This window comes from Companilactobacillus nuruki, from assembly GCF_002872255.1.
Lineage (GTDB): Bacteria > Bacillota > Bacilli > Lactobacillales > Lactobacillaceae > Companilactobacillus > Companilactobacillus nuruki.
The window spans coordinates 88,041-104,988 of the sequence record NZ_NIPR01000052.1; the positions used below are offsets into that span (position 1 = coordinate 88,041).

Annotated in this window: 14 protein-coding genes; 3 read left to right on the forward strand and 11 right to left on the reverse strand. The window is 34.7% G+C overall.

Going from position 1 to position 16,948, the window contains the following annotated elements:
• Nucleotide 1: 1 nt before the first annotated feature.
• From CBP76_RS10900 to pth, 4 genes are read right to left on the reverse strand one after another with little or no spacing between them, the layout of a single operon-like run.
• On the reverse strand, nucleotides 2-241 hold the full coding sequence (locus CBP76_RS10900) for an RNA-binding S4 domain-containing protein (protein WP_102196890.1): 240 nt from the start codon (nucleotides 239-241) through the stop codon (nucleotides 2-4).
• 2 nt (nucleotides 242-243) lie between these two features.
• Nucleotides 244-1,803 (reverse strand): putative polysaccharide biosynthesis protein, encoded by a 1,560-nt coding sequence (locus CBP76_RS10905; RefSeq protein WP_102196891.1) that lies wholly within the window; start codon nucleotides 1,801-1,803, stop codon nucleotides 244-246.
• Between the two features lies 1 nt (nucleotide 1,804).
• Nucleotides 1,805-5,326 carry a transcription-repair coupling factor gene (mfd, locus tag CBP76_RS10910; RefSeq protein ID WP_102196892.1) on the reverse strand — a complete coding sequence of 1,174 codons (3,522 nt, stop codon included), beginning with the start codon at nucleotides 5,324-5,326 and terminating at the stop codon, nucleotides 1,805-1,807.
• A gap of 17 nt (nucleotides 5,327-5,343) precedes the next feature.
• A complete protein-coding gene (pth, locus tag CBP76_RS10915) occupies nucleotides 5,344-5,901 on the reverse strand; it encodes an aminoacyl-tRNA hydrolase (protein ID WP_102196893.1) in 558 nt (185 codons plus the stop codon).
• Nucleotides 5,902-6,046: 145 nt separating this feature from the next.
• Between pth and CBP76_RS10920 the strand changes: the two genes are divergently transcribed.
• Complete coding sequence (locus CBP76_RS10920; RefSeq protein WP_102196894.1) at nucleotides 6,047-7,030, forward strand: L-lactate dehydrogenase; 984 nt, start codon at nucleotides 6,047-6,049, stop codon at nucleotides 7,028-7,030.
• A 117-nt stretch (nucleotides 7,031-7,147) separates the two neighbouring features.
• Nucleotides 7,148-7,810: a cyclic di-AMP binding protein CbpA gene (gene cbpA / locus CBP76_RS10925; RefSeq protein ID WP_102196895.1), complete on the forward strand. Its 663-nt coding sequence runs from the start codon at nucleotides 7,148-7,150 to the stop codon at nucleotides 7,808-7,810.
• A 214-nt stretch (nucleotides 7,811-8,024) separates the two neighbouring features.
• On the opposite strand, the gene CBP76_RS10930 is transcribed toward cbpA, so the two are convergent.
• From CBP76_RS10930 to CBP76_RS10950, 5 genes are all read right to left on the reverse strand, one after another.
• Nucleotides 8,025-8,636, reverse strand: coding sequence for a DJ-1/PfpI family protein (locus tag CBP76_RS10930; RefSeq protein WP_342746081.1), 612 nt, complete (start codon nucleotides 8,634-8,636; stop codon nucleotides 8,025-8,027).
• A gap of 120 nt (nucleotides 8,637-8,756) precedes the next feature.
• Entirely contained in the window at nucleotides 8,757-9,869 is a 1,113-nt protein-coding gene (gene alr, locus CBP76_RS10935; RefSeq protein WP_102196897.1) for an alanine racemase, read from the reverse strand.
• 1 nt (nucleotide 9,870) lies between these two features.
• Entirely contained in the window at nucleotides 9,871-10,230 is a 360-nt protein-coding gene (acpS, locus tag CBP76_RS10940) for a holo-ACP synthase (RefSeq protein ID WP_102196898.1), read from the reverse strand.
• Nucleotides 10,231-10,457: 227 nt separating this feature from the next.
• Complete coding sequence (gene cshA, locus CBP76_RS10945) at nucleotides 10,458-11,987, reverse strand: degradosome RNA helicase CshA (protein WP_102196899.1); 1,530 nt, start codon at nucleotides 11,985-11,987, stop codon at nucleotides 10,458-10,460.
• Between the two features lie 83 nt (nucleotides 11,988-12,070).
• On the reverse strand, nucleotides 12,071-13,432 hold the full coding sequence (locus tag CBP76_RS10950) for a UDP-N-acetylmuramoyl-tripeptide--D-alanyl-D-alanine ligase (RefSeq protein ID WP_102196900.1): 1,362 nt from the start codon (nucleotides 13,430-13,432) through the stop codon (nucleotides 12,071-12,073).
• A 90-nt stretch (nucleotides 13,433-13,522) separates the two neighbouring features.
• Here CBP76_RS10950 and CBP76_RS10955 point away from each other — a divergent pair, with 90 nt between their 5' ends.
• Nucleotides 13,523-14,755 (forward strand): multidrug efflux MFS transporter, encoded by a 1,233-nt coding sequence (locus CBP76_RS10955; RefSeq protein ID WP_102196997.1) that lies wholly within the window; start codon nucleotides 13,523-13,525, stop codon nucleotides 14,753-14,755.
• Between the two features lie 23 nt (nucleotides 14,756-14,778).
• Here CBP76_RS10955 and CBP76_RS10960 read toward each other — a convergent pair whose 3' ends face one another.
• The gene (locus CBP76_RS10960) at nucleotides 14,779-15,027 is read right to left on the reverse strand and encodes a type B 50S ribosomal protein L31 (RefSeq protein ID WP_057866637.1); all 249 of its coding nucleotides are present in this window, start codon (nucleotides 15,025-15,027) and stop codon (nucleotides 14,779-14,781) included.
• Nucleotides 15,028-15,296: 269 nt separating this feature from the next.
• Complete coding sequence (gene abc-f, locus CBP76_RS10965; protein WP_102196901.1) at nucleotides 15,297-16,793, reverse strand: ribosomal protection-like ABC-F family protein; 1,497 nt, start codon at nucleotides 16,791-16,793, stop codon at nucleotides 15,297-15,299.
• Nucleotides 16,794-16,948: the final 155 nt, after the last annotated feature.

Here is a 16,948-nt window from a genome sequence, read left to right on the forward strand (position 1 = left end):
TTTAGACTTCTTCATACATGTCAGTTGATTCATTCTTTTTAGTTGTTTCTTTAATATTGAGGACTCTGATTTTCATTGTCTTCTCACCAAAATGTAATTCTAATACATCGCCAACAGAAACTTCACTAGACGATTTGGCTACACGATCATTTATTAACGCACGACCATTATCTGCAAATTCTTTAGCGACGGTTCTTCTCTTAATAATTCTGCTTACTTTTAAATATTTGTCTAATCTCATAATTAATCCTCAATTTTCATAAACTTAATAATGTATTTACCCATAGGTAAAATCTCCCATTCTTGTTTTGTCAGCATATGCCAACGCTTTGAGAGTTTTAAATAAATAATTGCACCAATTGGAATTGCTATTAAATTGACTAAAATACAATTTCCTCGATTCATTATCATGTACATTGCTAAAAATTTTACAACAATTTTTACAATAATTGCCATAATTACGCCTGTCTTGATTAAATTCGAGATGAATTTTTTATCAAGCGCCAAGAATTTTCGATCAAAATTATATATAGCCAATATCCCAAATAAAATGACACATTCACTTAAAATCGTTGCCATGGCACCGCCAGCGATTCCAAACTTAGGTATCAAAATAATATTTAAGGCTATCTTAGTTACCAAAGACATTCCAAATAGTATCAATTTATGAACATTCTTCTCATCATCGCCACTTGTTATGGCTACCAATAAATTAATAAAAGAAACAATTAGAATTGATAACATATAAATGCTCAAAGTCCTAGATCCATTGACATTGGTAAATAACATCGTATTGATCTCAGGCATCAAGGCAATCAATCCAGCTGTTTCAGCCACTGACAACCACAAACAAACTCGGACCATTTTTTGAATAGTATTCTTGTTTCGTTCCAAATGATTGGTCTCTTTTAACTGTGGCATAATTGTTGAAACAAATGACAATGACAAAACTATTCCCAATTGTAATAACGGTTGTCCACGATCAAAGACTCCCTTTTGAACCTCGGCAACATCCAAAGAAAGACCAGCATGTAATAGCAAACGTAACATCGAAAAGGAATCGATAAATTGATAAAAAATAGTGATTCCAGTAAAGACAACTATCAAAATTATTTCTAACAATAAACCGTGTTCTAATTTAATTTTTGAACTATCATTTTTTGAATCATCAGGTCTATTTCTAACATACTTAATTACTAAAATTGCGACTGCCAAAAGTCCACCGATGAAAGCCCCAGAATTAGCTAGAGTTCCCATTTGATAAACATTTAAGAAGCCTTTTCCAAACATAACTGCACTGAAAATAATTATCACAATTCTCAAAAATTGTTCGGAAACTTGTGATATGGCACTCGGTTCCATAATCAAATCACTTTGAAAATAGCCTCTTAAACTGGCTTCAAATGGTACTAATAAAAAAGTTAGTGCAACTACTCGAACTTCTGGATAGAGATTGATATCTCCCATCATCAAAGCCAAATACTTCGAAGACATCCACAATAAAATAGTTGCCACACCACAGCCCAGAAATAAAATTCCAAATGTTCTCTTTAATAGGCTATTTTTAGCCGCAACTGAATCTTGCTGAGCAAAGGTCTTTGAGATAACTACTGGTAAACCAGATAATGCTAAAACCGAAAAAATTCCATAGATCGGATAAACTTGCTGATAGATAAAATAGCCACGATCCCCAACTATATTTTGCAATGGAATCCGATAAATAGCACTCAACAATTCTGAGAATAGTGAGGCGATAGTCAGAATCCAGGTCCCCTTAATAGCCCTAGACACTTCTTTTTGCATATTAGTTTTTAATTTTTTCTTTCTTTAAATTATCAAAATCTTTAGCCATACTTTCAGCAAAAATTTTGAGTTGATCAAACCATTCTTTTTTATCAACACTTCCAGAATCCAAGCTTATTGTGAATTCGCCATTTTTATCGTTCACTTTAGCTTTCATGGTCGTTTTACTCAAAAATTTGAAGACCAGATCGCCAGTCAAATAGTCACTAGCTTTTTTAGAGAATTTAATTGCAATCATACCATTGCGCATGACTACGCTCTTTACCAATGCTTCATCAAAAGAATTCTTCAACAAACTAATATCTAGCAAATTGCTGACCTCAACTGGATATTTCCCAAAACGGTCTAACAGTTCAGAACGTACTTCTTGATAGTTTTCTAAGGAATCGATTTGACGAATTCGTTTATACAGTTCCACCTTTTGACGTTGGTCGGTAATATAATCAGCCGGTAAATATGCCTCTAAAGCTAGATTAATTTCAGAATTAGTCTTTTCTGCCTTAGTATGACCACGTTTTTTAGCTACTGCTTCATTTAGCATTTGCGTATAAAGATCAAATCCAACTGAATCGATAAATCCATGCTGCTGTTTACCTAATAAATTACCAGCACCACGAATTGATAAATCTCGCATAGCAATTTTAAAGCCAGAACCTAATTCAGTGAAGTTCTTAATAGCTTCCAAACGTTGTTCGCCCACCTCTGTTAGAACTTTGTTAGGTCGATACATTAAATATGCATAGGCCACACGATTAGAACGACCAACCCGACCTCTAATTTGATAGAGTTGAGACAATCCATAACGATCAGCATTTTCAACAATCAATGTATTAGTATTTGGCATATCAACACCAGTTTCAATGATTGTTGTCGTCACTAAAACATCGTATTCTCCAGCCAAATAATCAGCAATTACACCTTCCATTTGTGTCTCATTCATTCTGCCATGGGCTGTAGCAATCCTGGCATCTGGTACAAGTGCCTGTAATTGACCAGCAACTTGATCCATATCCTCAACTCGATTGTGCAAGTAAAAGACCTGACCGCCACGAGCCATTTCCCGTTTAATTGCACCAGCAATTACCTCGTAGTTTTGTTCCATGACATAGGTTTGAACTGGATATCGATTACTGGGAGCTGTTTCGATCAAAGACAGATCACGTATACCCAACATCGACATATTTAAAGTTCTAGGAATTGGTGTAGCTGTCAATGTCAGGACATCAACATTAGCTTTTAATTGTTTAATTTTTTCCTTATGTTTAACGCCAAAACGTTGTTCTTCATCAATGATCAATAGTCCAATATCATTAAACTTAACATCTTTTGACAAAAGTCGATGGGTTCCCACAACGATATCTAATGAACCATTGGCTAGTTGTTCAATTGTTTCTTTACTTTGCTTTCTGGTTTGGAAGCGTGACAGAATACCAATATTAACCGGAAATCCTTCAAAACGATCCTTCATAGTTTCATAATGTTGTTGAACTAGCAAAGTAGTTGGTGCCAGAAAAATAACTTGTTTTCCAGCCTCAACTGCCTTAAAGGCTGCTCTTAAAGCAACTTCTGTTTTACCAAAACCAACATCCCCAACTAATAACCGATCCATTGGATGGGGTTTTTCCATATCACGTTTGATTTCATCAACTGACCGTAACTGATCTGGTGTTTCTGGGTAAGGAAAGGCATTATCAAAATCTGTTTGCATTGAATCATCTTTGGGAAAAGCAAATCCTTTCTCTGCCTCACGTTTGGCATAAAGATCAATCAAATCATCAGCAATATCTTCAATGTTCGATTGAACTTTTCGTTTAGTCTTTTGCCATTCATTGCCACCAAGTTTATTTATTCTCGGAGATTTACCTTCAGCAGATACATACTTTTGAACCATATCCAACTGTGAAACCGGAATAAACAAACGACCATCATCACGATACTCAATTGTGATGTAATCCTGATGTTTACCATCGACCTCCATTGTCTGCATACCAATAAATTTACCAATACCATGATTCACATGAACTACATAGTCACCCGGTTTTAACTCGTTATAACTTTTTAAGCGTTCCGCATTAGCTAAGGTTTGGTGTCGGCGCTTTTTGGGTTGTCGATTAAATAATTCTTTTTCAGTAATAACAGACAATCTTTGCTCTGGCATTTCAAAGCCTGAACTCAAACTGGCATTCATAATTTGGGTTTGACCATCAATTACTTTTCCGTCGGTCGTTAAAGTCGCCTTAATTCCAAAATCAGTTAATGTGTTATTGATGGCATTAATTCTTTTTTCATTATTAATTGCTAAAATCACAGTATAATTTTGTTTTTGCCAACGCTCTACCTCAGATTTTAACAGGGGCATCTGACTGAAGAACTGTTGCATTGATCTAACAGCGACATTTTGTAATTGATTTAAACGGATATGTCCCATCCCTTGTTGAAAGGCTGATAAATAAATCTGAGCATGTGTATCTTCCTTTATACTTTCAACAAATTCCTGACGAATTTTCTGTTCTGGCAAAGCCTTGCCGAATTCCAATTGGCTTACTAGCCAGGATTGATTCTCGGCATTATTATCATTAGATTGTTCAATCAAGCGATTATATTCATTAAAAATAATCTCATCATCTTTATTCAAATAATCCAAAATACTACTTGGGTGCTCAAATATATAATCCGCAATCCGACCAATATTATCTGGACGTATTCCTTCAGATAATTCTTCAATCGTTTGACCAAAGGATACCTCTAAGTTTTCTTTGATATCCTTATCAGCTGATTCCAATTGTTTTTGATAACTCTTTTGTAATTTCTTTAATCCATTTGCTACTTGGTCATCAGTAATAATTCTGTCTTGAGCTGGCAAAACTTCAATTTCAGAAAGTTCATTCATACTTCTTTGCGTTTCGGTATCAAAAAATTTAATTTTTTCAACTTGGTTACCAAAAAAGTCAATTCGAACTGGATTATCAACATTTAAAGGATAAATATCGACAATATCCCCACGGATCGCAAAATCCCCGGGTTTAGCAACTAATTTATCTTTGACATATCCCATCTGAACAAATTCACTATTCAGATTTTCCAAATCATATTCTTCATTAACTTTAATATTCAACTGAGCTTCTTTAAAAAGCTCTTTAGCTGACAATTCATATTCTAAACCAGCAACTGATGTAACAATAATTCCTGGTTCATCACTAACTAAGAAACTCAACGAATCAAGACGTTGGCTCAATTCATCGGGCGAACTAGTGGCTAATTCTGTTGAAATAGATTCTTCAACCGGAAAAATATGAACAGCATCACTATCTAATAGATTCAAATCATCATAAGTCTTGTTAGCGTGAAAATTGGTGTTCTCCACGATCAAGACCTTTTTACCAGTTTGCTTTAAAGTTTCCAATGCAAAAAGGGAAATCGTTGATCCCGTCAAACCAGTTAAAAGATTCTTAGTTTCCGGTTTAACTTGATTAATAAATTCCCCAAGGTCGAGCTTATTCGTAATGAAATTTATTAAATCCAATTTTTGCCCCCTTGCTTTTAATTATATTTATTCATTAATTGATCAGTTGTATTACCACTGACCCAATCTTTAACAATTGAAACTGCTTTATCGATTCCACTTAATGCCACAGGTTCTTGGTCCTTTGAAAATGGTGTCAAGACCCAATTGACAACTGTTTGTCTTTCAGGGTGTTGTATACCAATTTTTATACGACTGAAATCTTTTGTTCCCACAGCTGAAATTATACTCTTAATACCATTGTGACCACCAGCAGAACCCTTGGTTCTCAAACGAACTTTACCAATCGGCATATCCAAATCATCTTGAATGACCATCAGCTCTTCAGGTTTAATTTGATAATATCCCATTAAAAAATTAACAGCTCGTCCTGATTCATTCATAAATGTTAAAGGTTTAACTAAGAAAACTGTTTCACCGTCCACTTTGAATTTACAATATTCAGCCTCAAAGTCTTTTTTCATTTGTGTTTGACCATATTCATCCATCAAGCTATCAATGGTCATAAAGCCCATATTATGCTTTGTTCGATCGTACTTTTTACCTGGATTTCCTAAGCCAACAATTAGTTTCATATTTAATACCTCATTTCGAACTTACATTATAGCATGAGAATTTCAGTAATTTTTCACTTTTTTCACAATCAACTTGTTAATTACCCTTAATTATTTGTATAATGAACCACGGAACATATTATTTTCGAAGGGATGATATTTTATAATGACAACTCCAACAAACGAAAAGAACCATCAAAAAGTACTTCTAGTTGGTGACGGTGCCGTAGGTTCAACATTTGCTTACGCTATGACACTTCAAGGTATTGCACAAGAACTAGTTATCTGTGATATCGCTAAAGACAAGATTAAGGGTGACGCAATGGATCTTGCTGATGCACTTCCATTCTCATACCCAAAGAACATTCACGCTGGTGAATATTCAGATGCTAAAGATGCTGATATCGTAGTTATCACAGCTGGTGCACCACAAAAACCTGGTGAAACAAGACTTGATCTTGTAAACAAAAACCTTAACATCTTGAAGACAATTGTTGATCCAATTGTTGAATCAGGATTCAATGGTATCTTCTTAGTTGCTGCTAACCCAGTTGATATCTTGACATACGCTACTTGGAAACTTTCAGGCTTCCCTAAGGAACGTGTTATTGGTTCAGGTACTTCACTAGATACTGCTAGATTACAAAAATTCGTTGGTGAAGAATTAGGTATTGATTCTCGTTCAGTTAACGGCTACATCATGGGTGAACACGGTGATTCAGAATTTGCTGCATGGTCACACCTTTCAATTGGTGGAGTTACAATGGCTGAATGGATGGAACAACACCCAGAAATCACAAAAGAAACTCTTGATGGAATCTACAAGAAGGTTGTTAACGCAGCTTATGACATTATCAATACTAAGGGTGCTACATTCTACGGTATCGGTACTGCTCTTGCAAGAATCTGTAAAGCATTGCTAAGTGATGAAAACACTGTTCTTCCATTATCAAACATGATGACTGGTCAATATGGCGTTTCAGACATTTATATCGGTTCACCTGCTATCGTTAACCGTAAAGGTCTAAAACAAATTATTGAAGTTCCATTGAATGATGAAGAATCAGCACAAATGAAGAAATCAGCTGCAGAACTTGAAAAAATTCTTAAAGATGGTTTCGAAGCTACAGGTATCAAGGGTCGTCAATAATCCAAAATATCATGCTTAAAAAAGTCTGAAACAAATGAATAATTTGTTTCAGCTTTTTTTTTGTTTAGAATTACTGTATTATTAATGCAATCATACTTTGATTGGATGTGAATATATATGTTAGTTAAATCACTTGTACTAAAAAAGGACAAGCTTATTACCGTTAAAGAAACAGTAACACTTGAGGAAGCTTTAAAAGTTCTTGAGGATTCCGGTTATCGTTGTGTTCCAATTCTTGATGAAAGTGGACAAATATTCAGGGGTAATATTTACAAGATGCACATTTACCGCCATAAATCACGTGGTGGCGACATGAGCCTTCCTGTAACTACTTTGATGAAAAATGCAACCAAAACTATTAGTGTTGATTCGCCTTTCTTTAAAGTATTCTTCAATATCAAGGATCTTCCTTACATTGCTGTCCTCGATGAAAATAATCTTTTCTACGGTATCTTGACTCACTCAAGACTATTGAGTATGTTGTCAGATGCTTGGAATCTAGACATTAGTAGCTACGTACTAACTGTCAGTTCCTCTGGTGATCGTGGCGATCTTGAAAAAATGTCTAAGATTTTTGCCAAGTATGTTTCTGTAGCTGCTTGTATGACTTTGGACGCTAAATCAAATGAAGTTGTCCGTAGAACACTTTTCACATTGCCATCAGGAACAGATATTGATACATTAAAAGAGATCATTAAACGTTTGGAAAAGAAGAATTTTATCGTTTCTGAAATTGATGATCTTAAATCTGGTAAAATTCTCGACAAGAATACTCTTTAAACAAAGTTTTTCTATTAAATCATTTTGAACGACCAATCGTCTACGCAGCAGGCTTTTGTAGGTTAGAGTTATTTAGTAGTTTACTTTACAAAAATTAGTTTCCAAGTTTTCAGAACTATACCAAAGATTGAACCGTTTCTAAAACAAAACCTTAAAAGGACTATCAGCAATTAGCTGATAGTCCTTTTTTACTGAAATAAATATTAATTCAAGTCTATTTAAACCCCATTCTTGCTTTAACATTTTTTACATTTTGAGAATCAGTCAATTGCTCCAATAACCAAAATGCCACATCTAGAGCAGTAGCTGGAGAAGAAGAGGTAACAATATTTTTATCAACAACCAAAGATTTATCTCTAATCACTTTAACTCCCATAGCTGCTAATTGATCTTGGCGCGGATTATTTGGGAATGAATATGTCGTCGCCTGGCGATTATTCAATACACCACTCTTTCCCAATGCTAAGGCTGCTACACAAATAGATGCTATAGGTTTATTACGATCGTCAAAATTACGAATTACTTGAGAAAAGTCAGAACTAAAAGCATCTTGATAAAAATCTGCTTCTTCAAATCCACCCGGGATAGCCAAAGCATCATAGTCGTTCAAATCGATTTCATCAAGTTGTTTGTTAGGAATATTTGAATAACCCCATGTACATTTTAATTGGGGATGCATTCCAACTGAAACTAGTTCTGTCGTTTTATCACCTTCATAAAGATTCCAGCCTAGAACATCGGTAAAAACACTGGCTTCATAAGATTCAAAACCATTAGCTAATAATAATAACGTTTTTGTGATAATTATTTCCCCCTTAATTAGAATTAGTTAAATATTATAGAACAATATAGATAAAAAAAAGCAATAATATACAAATAATTTTCGGGCAATAAATAAAGCAGATATAGAATCCCATTTAGAATGGTCTGCCATATCTGCTTTATTTTAATATTTATAAACACGTGGTAATCTTTCACTCAAAGAACATAAAATTTCATAATTAATTGTGCCAGAATATTGTGCCGCATCAGTTGCTGTAATTTCCTCATTGCCATCTTTACCAATGATAGTTACTTTAGTACCTACTGGCATCTCTTCTGGCAATCTGACCATAAATTGATCCATACAGATTCGACCAACATTTTGACAGCGTTGACCATTTATTAAGACATCTGATCCCTGCATCCTTCTTAACCAGCCATCTGAATATCCTATTGGAATCGTACCGATCCATTCATCTTTATCAGCTGTATAAGTAGCACCATAACCAATACTCTCACCAGCTTTAACTCTTTTTACAAAGACCAATTCTGAATACAAACTCAAAGCCGGCTTTAACTCAAATGGTAGATCAGTAATGTCAGTTTGTGATGGATTCAATCCGTACAAAGCAATACCATATCTTACCATGTTGATAGCCAAATCTTTGTGCCACAAAGCAGTTGCGGAATTGGCACAATGAACATAAGTGAATTTAGTTGGTAAACCAGTGGACATTTCTTTGAAACGTGAAACTTGTTTCTCAAAATAGCTTTCATTCGGATCGTCTGCAGTCGCAAAATGCGTAAACAATCCTTCAGGAATAAATGAGTCCTTGTGTTCATTTAAATAATCACAAGCTGCGACTAAGTCATTTTTATTCTGAAAACCAATTCGACCCATCCCACTATCGATTGCCAAATGGACTTTTAAATTAGTTGTTCTTAGTTGAACAGCAATCTTCAACCAATCCAAGCTACCTACTGTAAGCGAAATATCGGCTCGTGCAGCGATTTTAGCATACTCGACGGGAATTATACCTAAAACAAGAATAGGAGCCTCTACGCCACTATTACGAACCTCTAAAGCTTCATCTAACGTTGCAACACACAAACCGCTAGCACCATATTCAATTTCAGTCTGAGCAACTTTGACTAACCCATGCCCATAAGCATTAGCCTTAACAACGGCAAACACTTGTGTACCCGCTGGTACAGCATTCAGTTCGTTATGTAAGTTCTCTTTTAATTTCGTTAAGTCTACTTCTACGTAGGCTGGACGATGAATTGATGGTAACATTTTAATCTGCCTCCTCTAGAATAACTTCCGTTATTACTAGTTCATCTGTATCGGAAATTGATACGTGAATATTACCCTCAAAAATATCGGTCTTAATATATGGTTGACCTGATTTATGGTTTAAAACACTTAAATCATGAAAACCAATACCAACCAAACCAGTTCCCATAGCTTTTGTGAAAGCTTCTTTTACTGAAAAGCGGCCAGTTAAGTAGGTCATCTTGGCCTTTTCCGTATTCAAAGAGTTGTAAACCGCTATCTCATCTTCATTTAAAATTTTATTTAAAAACCTCGGATGACGACCGTAAATCTTACGTACCCGATCAATTTCCGCAATATCTATACCCAATCCTTTGATCATATGTTTCTCTCCGCTCTTACAAAATTTAACAGCTTAAAAATCAAACAAATTGTTTATTGAGATACTTTAAGCCTAAATAATAGCATTTTGAGTTCACAATACAAGTTCTGACCTCAATTTTCCAAAATGCCAAATATCCATTTATTGAATGCTCTTTTTTATTTTACTGTATAAAAAAAGACAAAGTAAAATGATTTACCTTGTCCCAACAAAATATTTATATTTTATTACTTCTCCAAGTTTGTTCTGATCTTGAATGACTTCTTGCTACGACCATTACGCTTGTTATCATGTTCGCGACGTTTGCCACCCTTGTCATCATGCTTACGACTATCGCTACGACGGTCATTACGACGACTACGGTGATCTCCACCACGACGATCATTAGACTTGCTACGACGTCCATGGCCTGAACGACTATGACTAACTTTTCTTGAAGGTAGTGGTCTTTCAGGTGCAATTTTAACTGGAACTGTTTGGGCATCTTTGATTGATTCACTCAAAAGAATACGTGCAATATCTTCTGGAGAATATTCACCAAGTAACTCCTTAACAGCATCATCAAAACGATCTAAATGTTTGTCATGTTCCAAAGTATCCTTGATATCTTCTTTAACAGATTCAAGTTGTCCTTTAAGAACTTCCTTATCAGTTGGTTGAGATAATGGTTCCATACGCTTCTTAGTTAGATTTTCAATTGTACGTAAGTAGCCCATTTCATTTGGTGTAACAAAAGTTACAGATACACCTGAATGTCCGGCACGACCTGTACGTCCAATACGGTGAACGTAACTATCAGGATCTTGAGGAATATCGTAATTATAAACATGTGATACACCTGAAATATCCAAACCACGTGCGGCAACATCAGTTGCTACAAGGAAGTCTAATTTACCAGATTTGAACTTGCGCAATACACTAGTACGCTTGTCTTGTGATAAATCACCATGAATACCTTCTGCATTATAACCACGAGCTTGCAAGCCACGTGTCAATTCATCAACACGACGCTTTGTACGTCCGAAGATCAAAGCTAATTCTGGAGCTTGAACATCAAAAAGACGTGTCATCAAATCGAATTTTTCAAATTCCTTAGCTTTTACAAAATATTGTTCGATCTTATCAGCAGTTAATTCTTTTGACTTGATCTTAACAACTTTAGGATCTGTCATGAATTTGTCAGCAATCTTCATGATTGGTTTAGGCATTGTAGCTGAGAAAAGCAATGTTTGATGCTCATGTGGTACGTTTGTCAAGATACTTTCAATATCTTCAACAAAGCCCATATCCAACATTTCGTCCGCTTCATCAAGAACTACTGTCTTGACGTTTTGCAACTTCAAAGTGTGACGGTTGATATGATCTAACATTCTACCAGGTGTTCCGACAACAATTTGAGGGTGATTCTTCAAAGCGCGGATTTGACGTCTAATATCTGATCCACCATAAACGCTTTGAACTTTAACTTTCTTCTTACTACCTAAACGATATAATTCTTCTTGAGTTTGGATAGCTAATTCTCTAGTTGGTGAGATAATCAATGCTTGAATGTCACTAGATTGAGTATCAACGGCATTTAGCAATGGTAAACCAAAGGCTGCCGTCTTACCTGTACCAGTTTGAGCTTGTCCGATGACGTCGTCGCCAGTCATAACTAGCGGAATAGTTTGAGCTTGAATAGGTGTAGTTTCTTCAAAACCGGCTTCGTCTACGGCACTCAATAATCTGGGATCTAAATCTAATTCTTTAAATTTCACAAATGTCCTCCATTTTTTAAAACACGATAAATAACAATTTGACTACTTTACCACGTTTTTTACACAAACTCAAATGACAAACTCTACATTAAATCATGTAAAACGTTTTCTAAGTGTATTCCATGACTTGCTTTTAATAAGATAGTGTCACTTGGTTTTAATTCCTTTTTTAAATCTTTTGTTAGATCAGCTAGTTGATCTTTTCCATACCAAAACAAGTTGTTAGAGTCATACTTTGAAGCTAACTTATTACGTAAAAACTCCATATCATGACCAACAAGATAAACTTTACTAAAGTCTTCCACATTGATATAGGGAGCCAATGACTCATGTAATTCTCTTGATGCTTCTCCTAATTCAAGCATATCACCTAAAACAATTATTTTTCGATCAGTCTTAATATCCTTTAAACTGTTCAAAACTTCAATTGCAGCAGTTGGATTTGAGTTATAAACATCGCTCAAAATATCCGCTCCATTTTCAGCCTTTAACCATTCCGTTCTATTCTCAGTTACAAAAAGTTCGCTTAAAGCTTTTTGCATAGCTTCTGGCTTGATATGTGAAACCTGACCAACTAACAAAGCTGCTAAAGCATTGTTTACGTTGTATTGCCCCATCATTGGTATTTCAAACTCTAAATTAGGCCAAAGATTAGTTGTAAATTTAGTAGTTGTTTTGCCTGCTTCAATATTTGTAGCGAACAAGCTATTAGTATTATGACTACCAAAAGTCAACTGATCCTGTTCAACCTTCTTAGCGCGCTCCAATAATAATGGTTCGTCCCCATTATAAATAAAAGTTCCATCTTCTTGAAGATGATTAGTTATTTCCATTTTAGAGTCAGCAATTTTATCCCTCGTACCAAAGAATTCAATATGAGCTTCACCAATCATCGTAATAACAGAAATATCAGGATTAGCAATACTACTCAAATGATCCAACTGTCCGAAACGATCCATACCCATTTCAACAACTAATACTTCCGTATTAATAGGCATATTCAAAATCGTAAATGGAACACCAATTTCATTATTAAAGTTACTTGGTGTTTTGGCAACATTATTATTAGTACTCAAAACCTTAGCAATCATATCTTTGGTAGTAGTTTTCCCATTACTTCCTGTAACGGCCACGACCTGTGGATTAACTTTGCTCAAGTAATACTTAGCTAATGTCTCGAAAGCATTCGAAACATTCTTAACGACAACATAAGGTATCTTGTCATTAGGAATATCATGATTGCTTTGCCATATGGTCGCACTCACACCATTTTCAATTGCGCTATCGATAAACTCATGCCCATCGCGTTCCCCTTGCAATGGGAAGAATAGATCGCCTTTTTTAGCCTTACGACTATCGAAGCAAACCCCTGTCACTTCAACATCAGCAATTGAATCCCTTTGAATTTTTAACGCGGAATAGACTTCCCTTAACTTCATTTTCATGAATAGACTTCCTCAATTTTAAAAAATTAAATTTATAAGATATAAACAAAAAAAGAGTATACTAAGATACTTAGAAAGGATTTGATGTATATGACATCTAATACAGATAATACATCTGAACCAAATAACTACTGGAAAAGGAATTTAATTGTTCTCTGGTTCAGTACTTTTGTATCAGGTATTGGCTTCAGTATGATAACACCCTTTATGCCATTATACATTAACCAGTTAGGTAATTTCACAAAAAGTCAACTAGTCATTTGGAATGGTATTGCCTTCTCGTCAACATTTCTTGTTATGGCAATTATCTCACCCATCTGGGGGAAAATAGCTGACCGTAGAGGCCGAAAGTTAATGTTGATTAGAGCATCTTTAGGGATGGCTATCGTTATTTTTCTTCAGGCCTTCGTAACGGCACCTTGGCAATTAGTCGTGTTAAGACTCTTACAAGGTGTTTTCTCAGGATTCGTTAGTAACTCCAATACCTTAATTGCTTCCACTGCACCAAGATCTGAAAGTGGTAAGGCCTTAGGTACTTTAAATACTGGTGTTATTTCCGGAACACTTTTAGGACCTTTAGTTGGTGGCGTTATTGCCCAGTATCTTGGTTATCGTATTCCATTTATGATAACTGGTTCATTGCTTTTCATAGCATTCATTCTGGTTACAATTTTCATTAAAGAAGATTTCAAGCCTATTCCTAAGGGAGAGGAAGAATCAACTAAAGAGATTTTCCACAAGTTGAAAAATCCTAATCTAATCTTAGCTATGTTTGTAACAACTATGATTATCCAAACATCTAATAACTCAATTAATCCGATTATCAGTTTATATGTTAAACAATTGATGCACGGATCAAGTCAAGTTACTTTAGTTGCCGGTGTAGTTGCAGCCATGCCTGGTATTGCTAATATTATCGCTGCTCCGAGGTTTGGTGCCCTTGGAGATAAGATTGGTACTGGAAAAATCCTTATCGGAGGATTAATCTTTGCCGTTCTAGTTTATATACCACAAGCATTCGTTACTAATGTATGGCAATTAGCTGCATTGAGATTTTTAGTTGGTATTTCTGATGCCTGTTTGGTACCTCAAGTACAAACAATACTTGCTAAATACACCGATCCTAAATATACAGGTAGAATCTTTGGATATAATCAATCTTTCCAATCAGTTGGTAATGTTTGTGGACCTTTACTTGGTTCATCAATTTCCGGTGTTTTAAGCTATTCGGCGGTCTTTTTAAGTACCAGTTGTCTAGCTTTAATCAATTTTATTTGGGTCTTTACACATCTGAAGTCAAGAAATTCAAAAGCAAAAAAATAAGCCATCCAACCGGATGACTTTTTTTATTTGTTTTGCAAGCCATATTTCTTGTTGAAACGATCGATACGTCCATCTGCTTGAGCAAACTTTTGTTTACCAGTATAGAAAGGATGTGAATCTGATGAGATTTCAACACGAATTAATGGATATTCTGTACCTTCATAATCAGTTGTTTCTTTTGAGCCCATTGTTGAACCAGCTAAGAATTTCTTACCTGTTGATGAGTCCATAAATACAACTTGGTGATAGTCTGGATGAATTCCTTGTTTCATTCTATGTCGCTCCTTTGCCATAAATCTTTTACAGAAATATAGATTAAATTACTAACAGTGTTTAATATTATCATGACTTTAGCAAATATTCAATATAATTCTAATAATGCATTGTGACTTTCTCTGTGGATATCTCATTTGAGGTTTAATTCGACTATTTTATTTTGTCGCATTAAAAATAAGTTCAAGTCAAACTATGCACTTTTTTGTATAATTTAGAACTCAAACTTATTTGCTCAATAGCGACATTCACTTTCACTTCACAAAATTTAATGTTTTAAAATAACTTTCTTTGTAGCCACTGAATCGATCAAGTCCTGATCGTGATCAATCAAAAGCATAGATGGTTGCTGTTTCTTTATTGCATCAATAATCTGTTGCCTGGTAATTACATCCAAGTAATTCAATGGTTCATCCCAAAAATAAATATTCGCCTCTTGCGACAGACTCAAAGCCAATGCGACCTTTCTACGCTGTCCTTGACTCATTTGTTCAACTGGTTGTTCAAATAAATAACGTTCAAATCCAAGTTTTCGTAAATTTGAAAATACTAATTCTGGTTCAATCTTTTTATCCACAGCTATTTGGCGAATATCTCCTACTAAATCATTATCCTGAGTTAAATATGAAATTTTTAAATTATTTGCTTCAACAATTTCCCCAAATTGTTGAAAAGGTTGTTGAAAACCTAATAGTTGTTTAAATATAGTTGTCTTACCGATACCATTTTGTCCGATCAATGCTATTACCTGACCTCTTTTTACTTCAAAGTTAACCATCGGTGTCACAACATCCTTATACTGTAAGGATAAATTCTTCACATCAATTAATATATTGGGATGTTTCAAAGATTCATAATTCAAAGTTATTGGTTCTTCGATTTCAATATTTTTCAAGAGATCTTGTTTTTCAGAAATAGCAGAATCAACCCTTTTTTCAGCCATTTTAGCTTTTTTCATCATCTTAGACGATTTATGGCTAATGAATCCTTTATCCAAATTAACGCTTTCTTTATAGCGATTTTTATTCTTTTGAGCTTCCGCAGAATTGGACCAATTTTCACGTTTGACAGCTGTTTCATGCAAACGATTAATATCCTTTTTTAATTGCTCTTTTTGATTTTTTTCATAATTATCCTGACGATCTTTATTATCCTGCCATGTATCAAAATTGCCCTTATATACATCTACATCATTGCGATTAATTGAAATCACATGGTCGATCACTGGATTTAAAAACGCTTTGTCATGACTAATAACTATAAAACCTTTCTTACTCTTCAAATAATCCGAAACTATTTTTCGACCTTCTATATCCAAATGATTCGTGGGTTCATCAATTAATTGAAAACCGGATTCATCAATAAATAAAATCGCCAATAACACTTTGGTTTGTTCACCTGGACTAAGTGTTGAGAATTGTTGTTTCAATACTTCTATATCAACTTGCAGCTTATCTAGTTCTATTTCAATTTTCCAAAGATCGTAATCTTCCAAATGTGTTAAGTTCTTAACAACATCCATTGTTGAAATATTTTTATTAACAACCTTCTGTGGATAATAATAAAAATTCATATTGGAAATTATTTGACCTTGATAATCTAGTTGGCCCAATAATAATTTCATTAAAGTCGTTTTCCCACGACCATTTCGTCCAATCAACCCTAATTTCCATGACTCATCAATCTTTAAATTCAAAGAATCAAATAAATTATTCATCATTTGATCGTATTTAAAATTTACATTTTCAATTTGTATAGTTCCCATTTATAACACCCGCTTTTCAGGTGCAGAATGACTTTTTAAGTACAAAAAAAGGACGCTAAACAGCGTCCTTAAATATCTTTAAGGAAACACCGTTGAGACACACTAAGCCAAAGTCAAACTACACACAATAATTATTATTTGCATAATTTTGAATT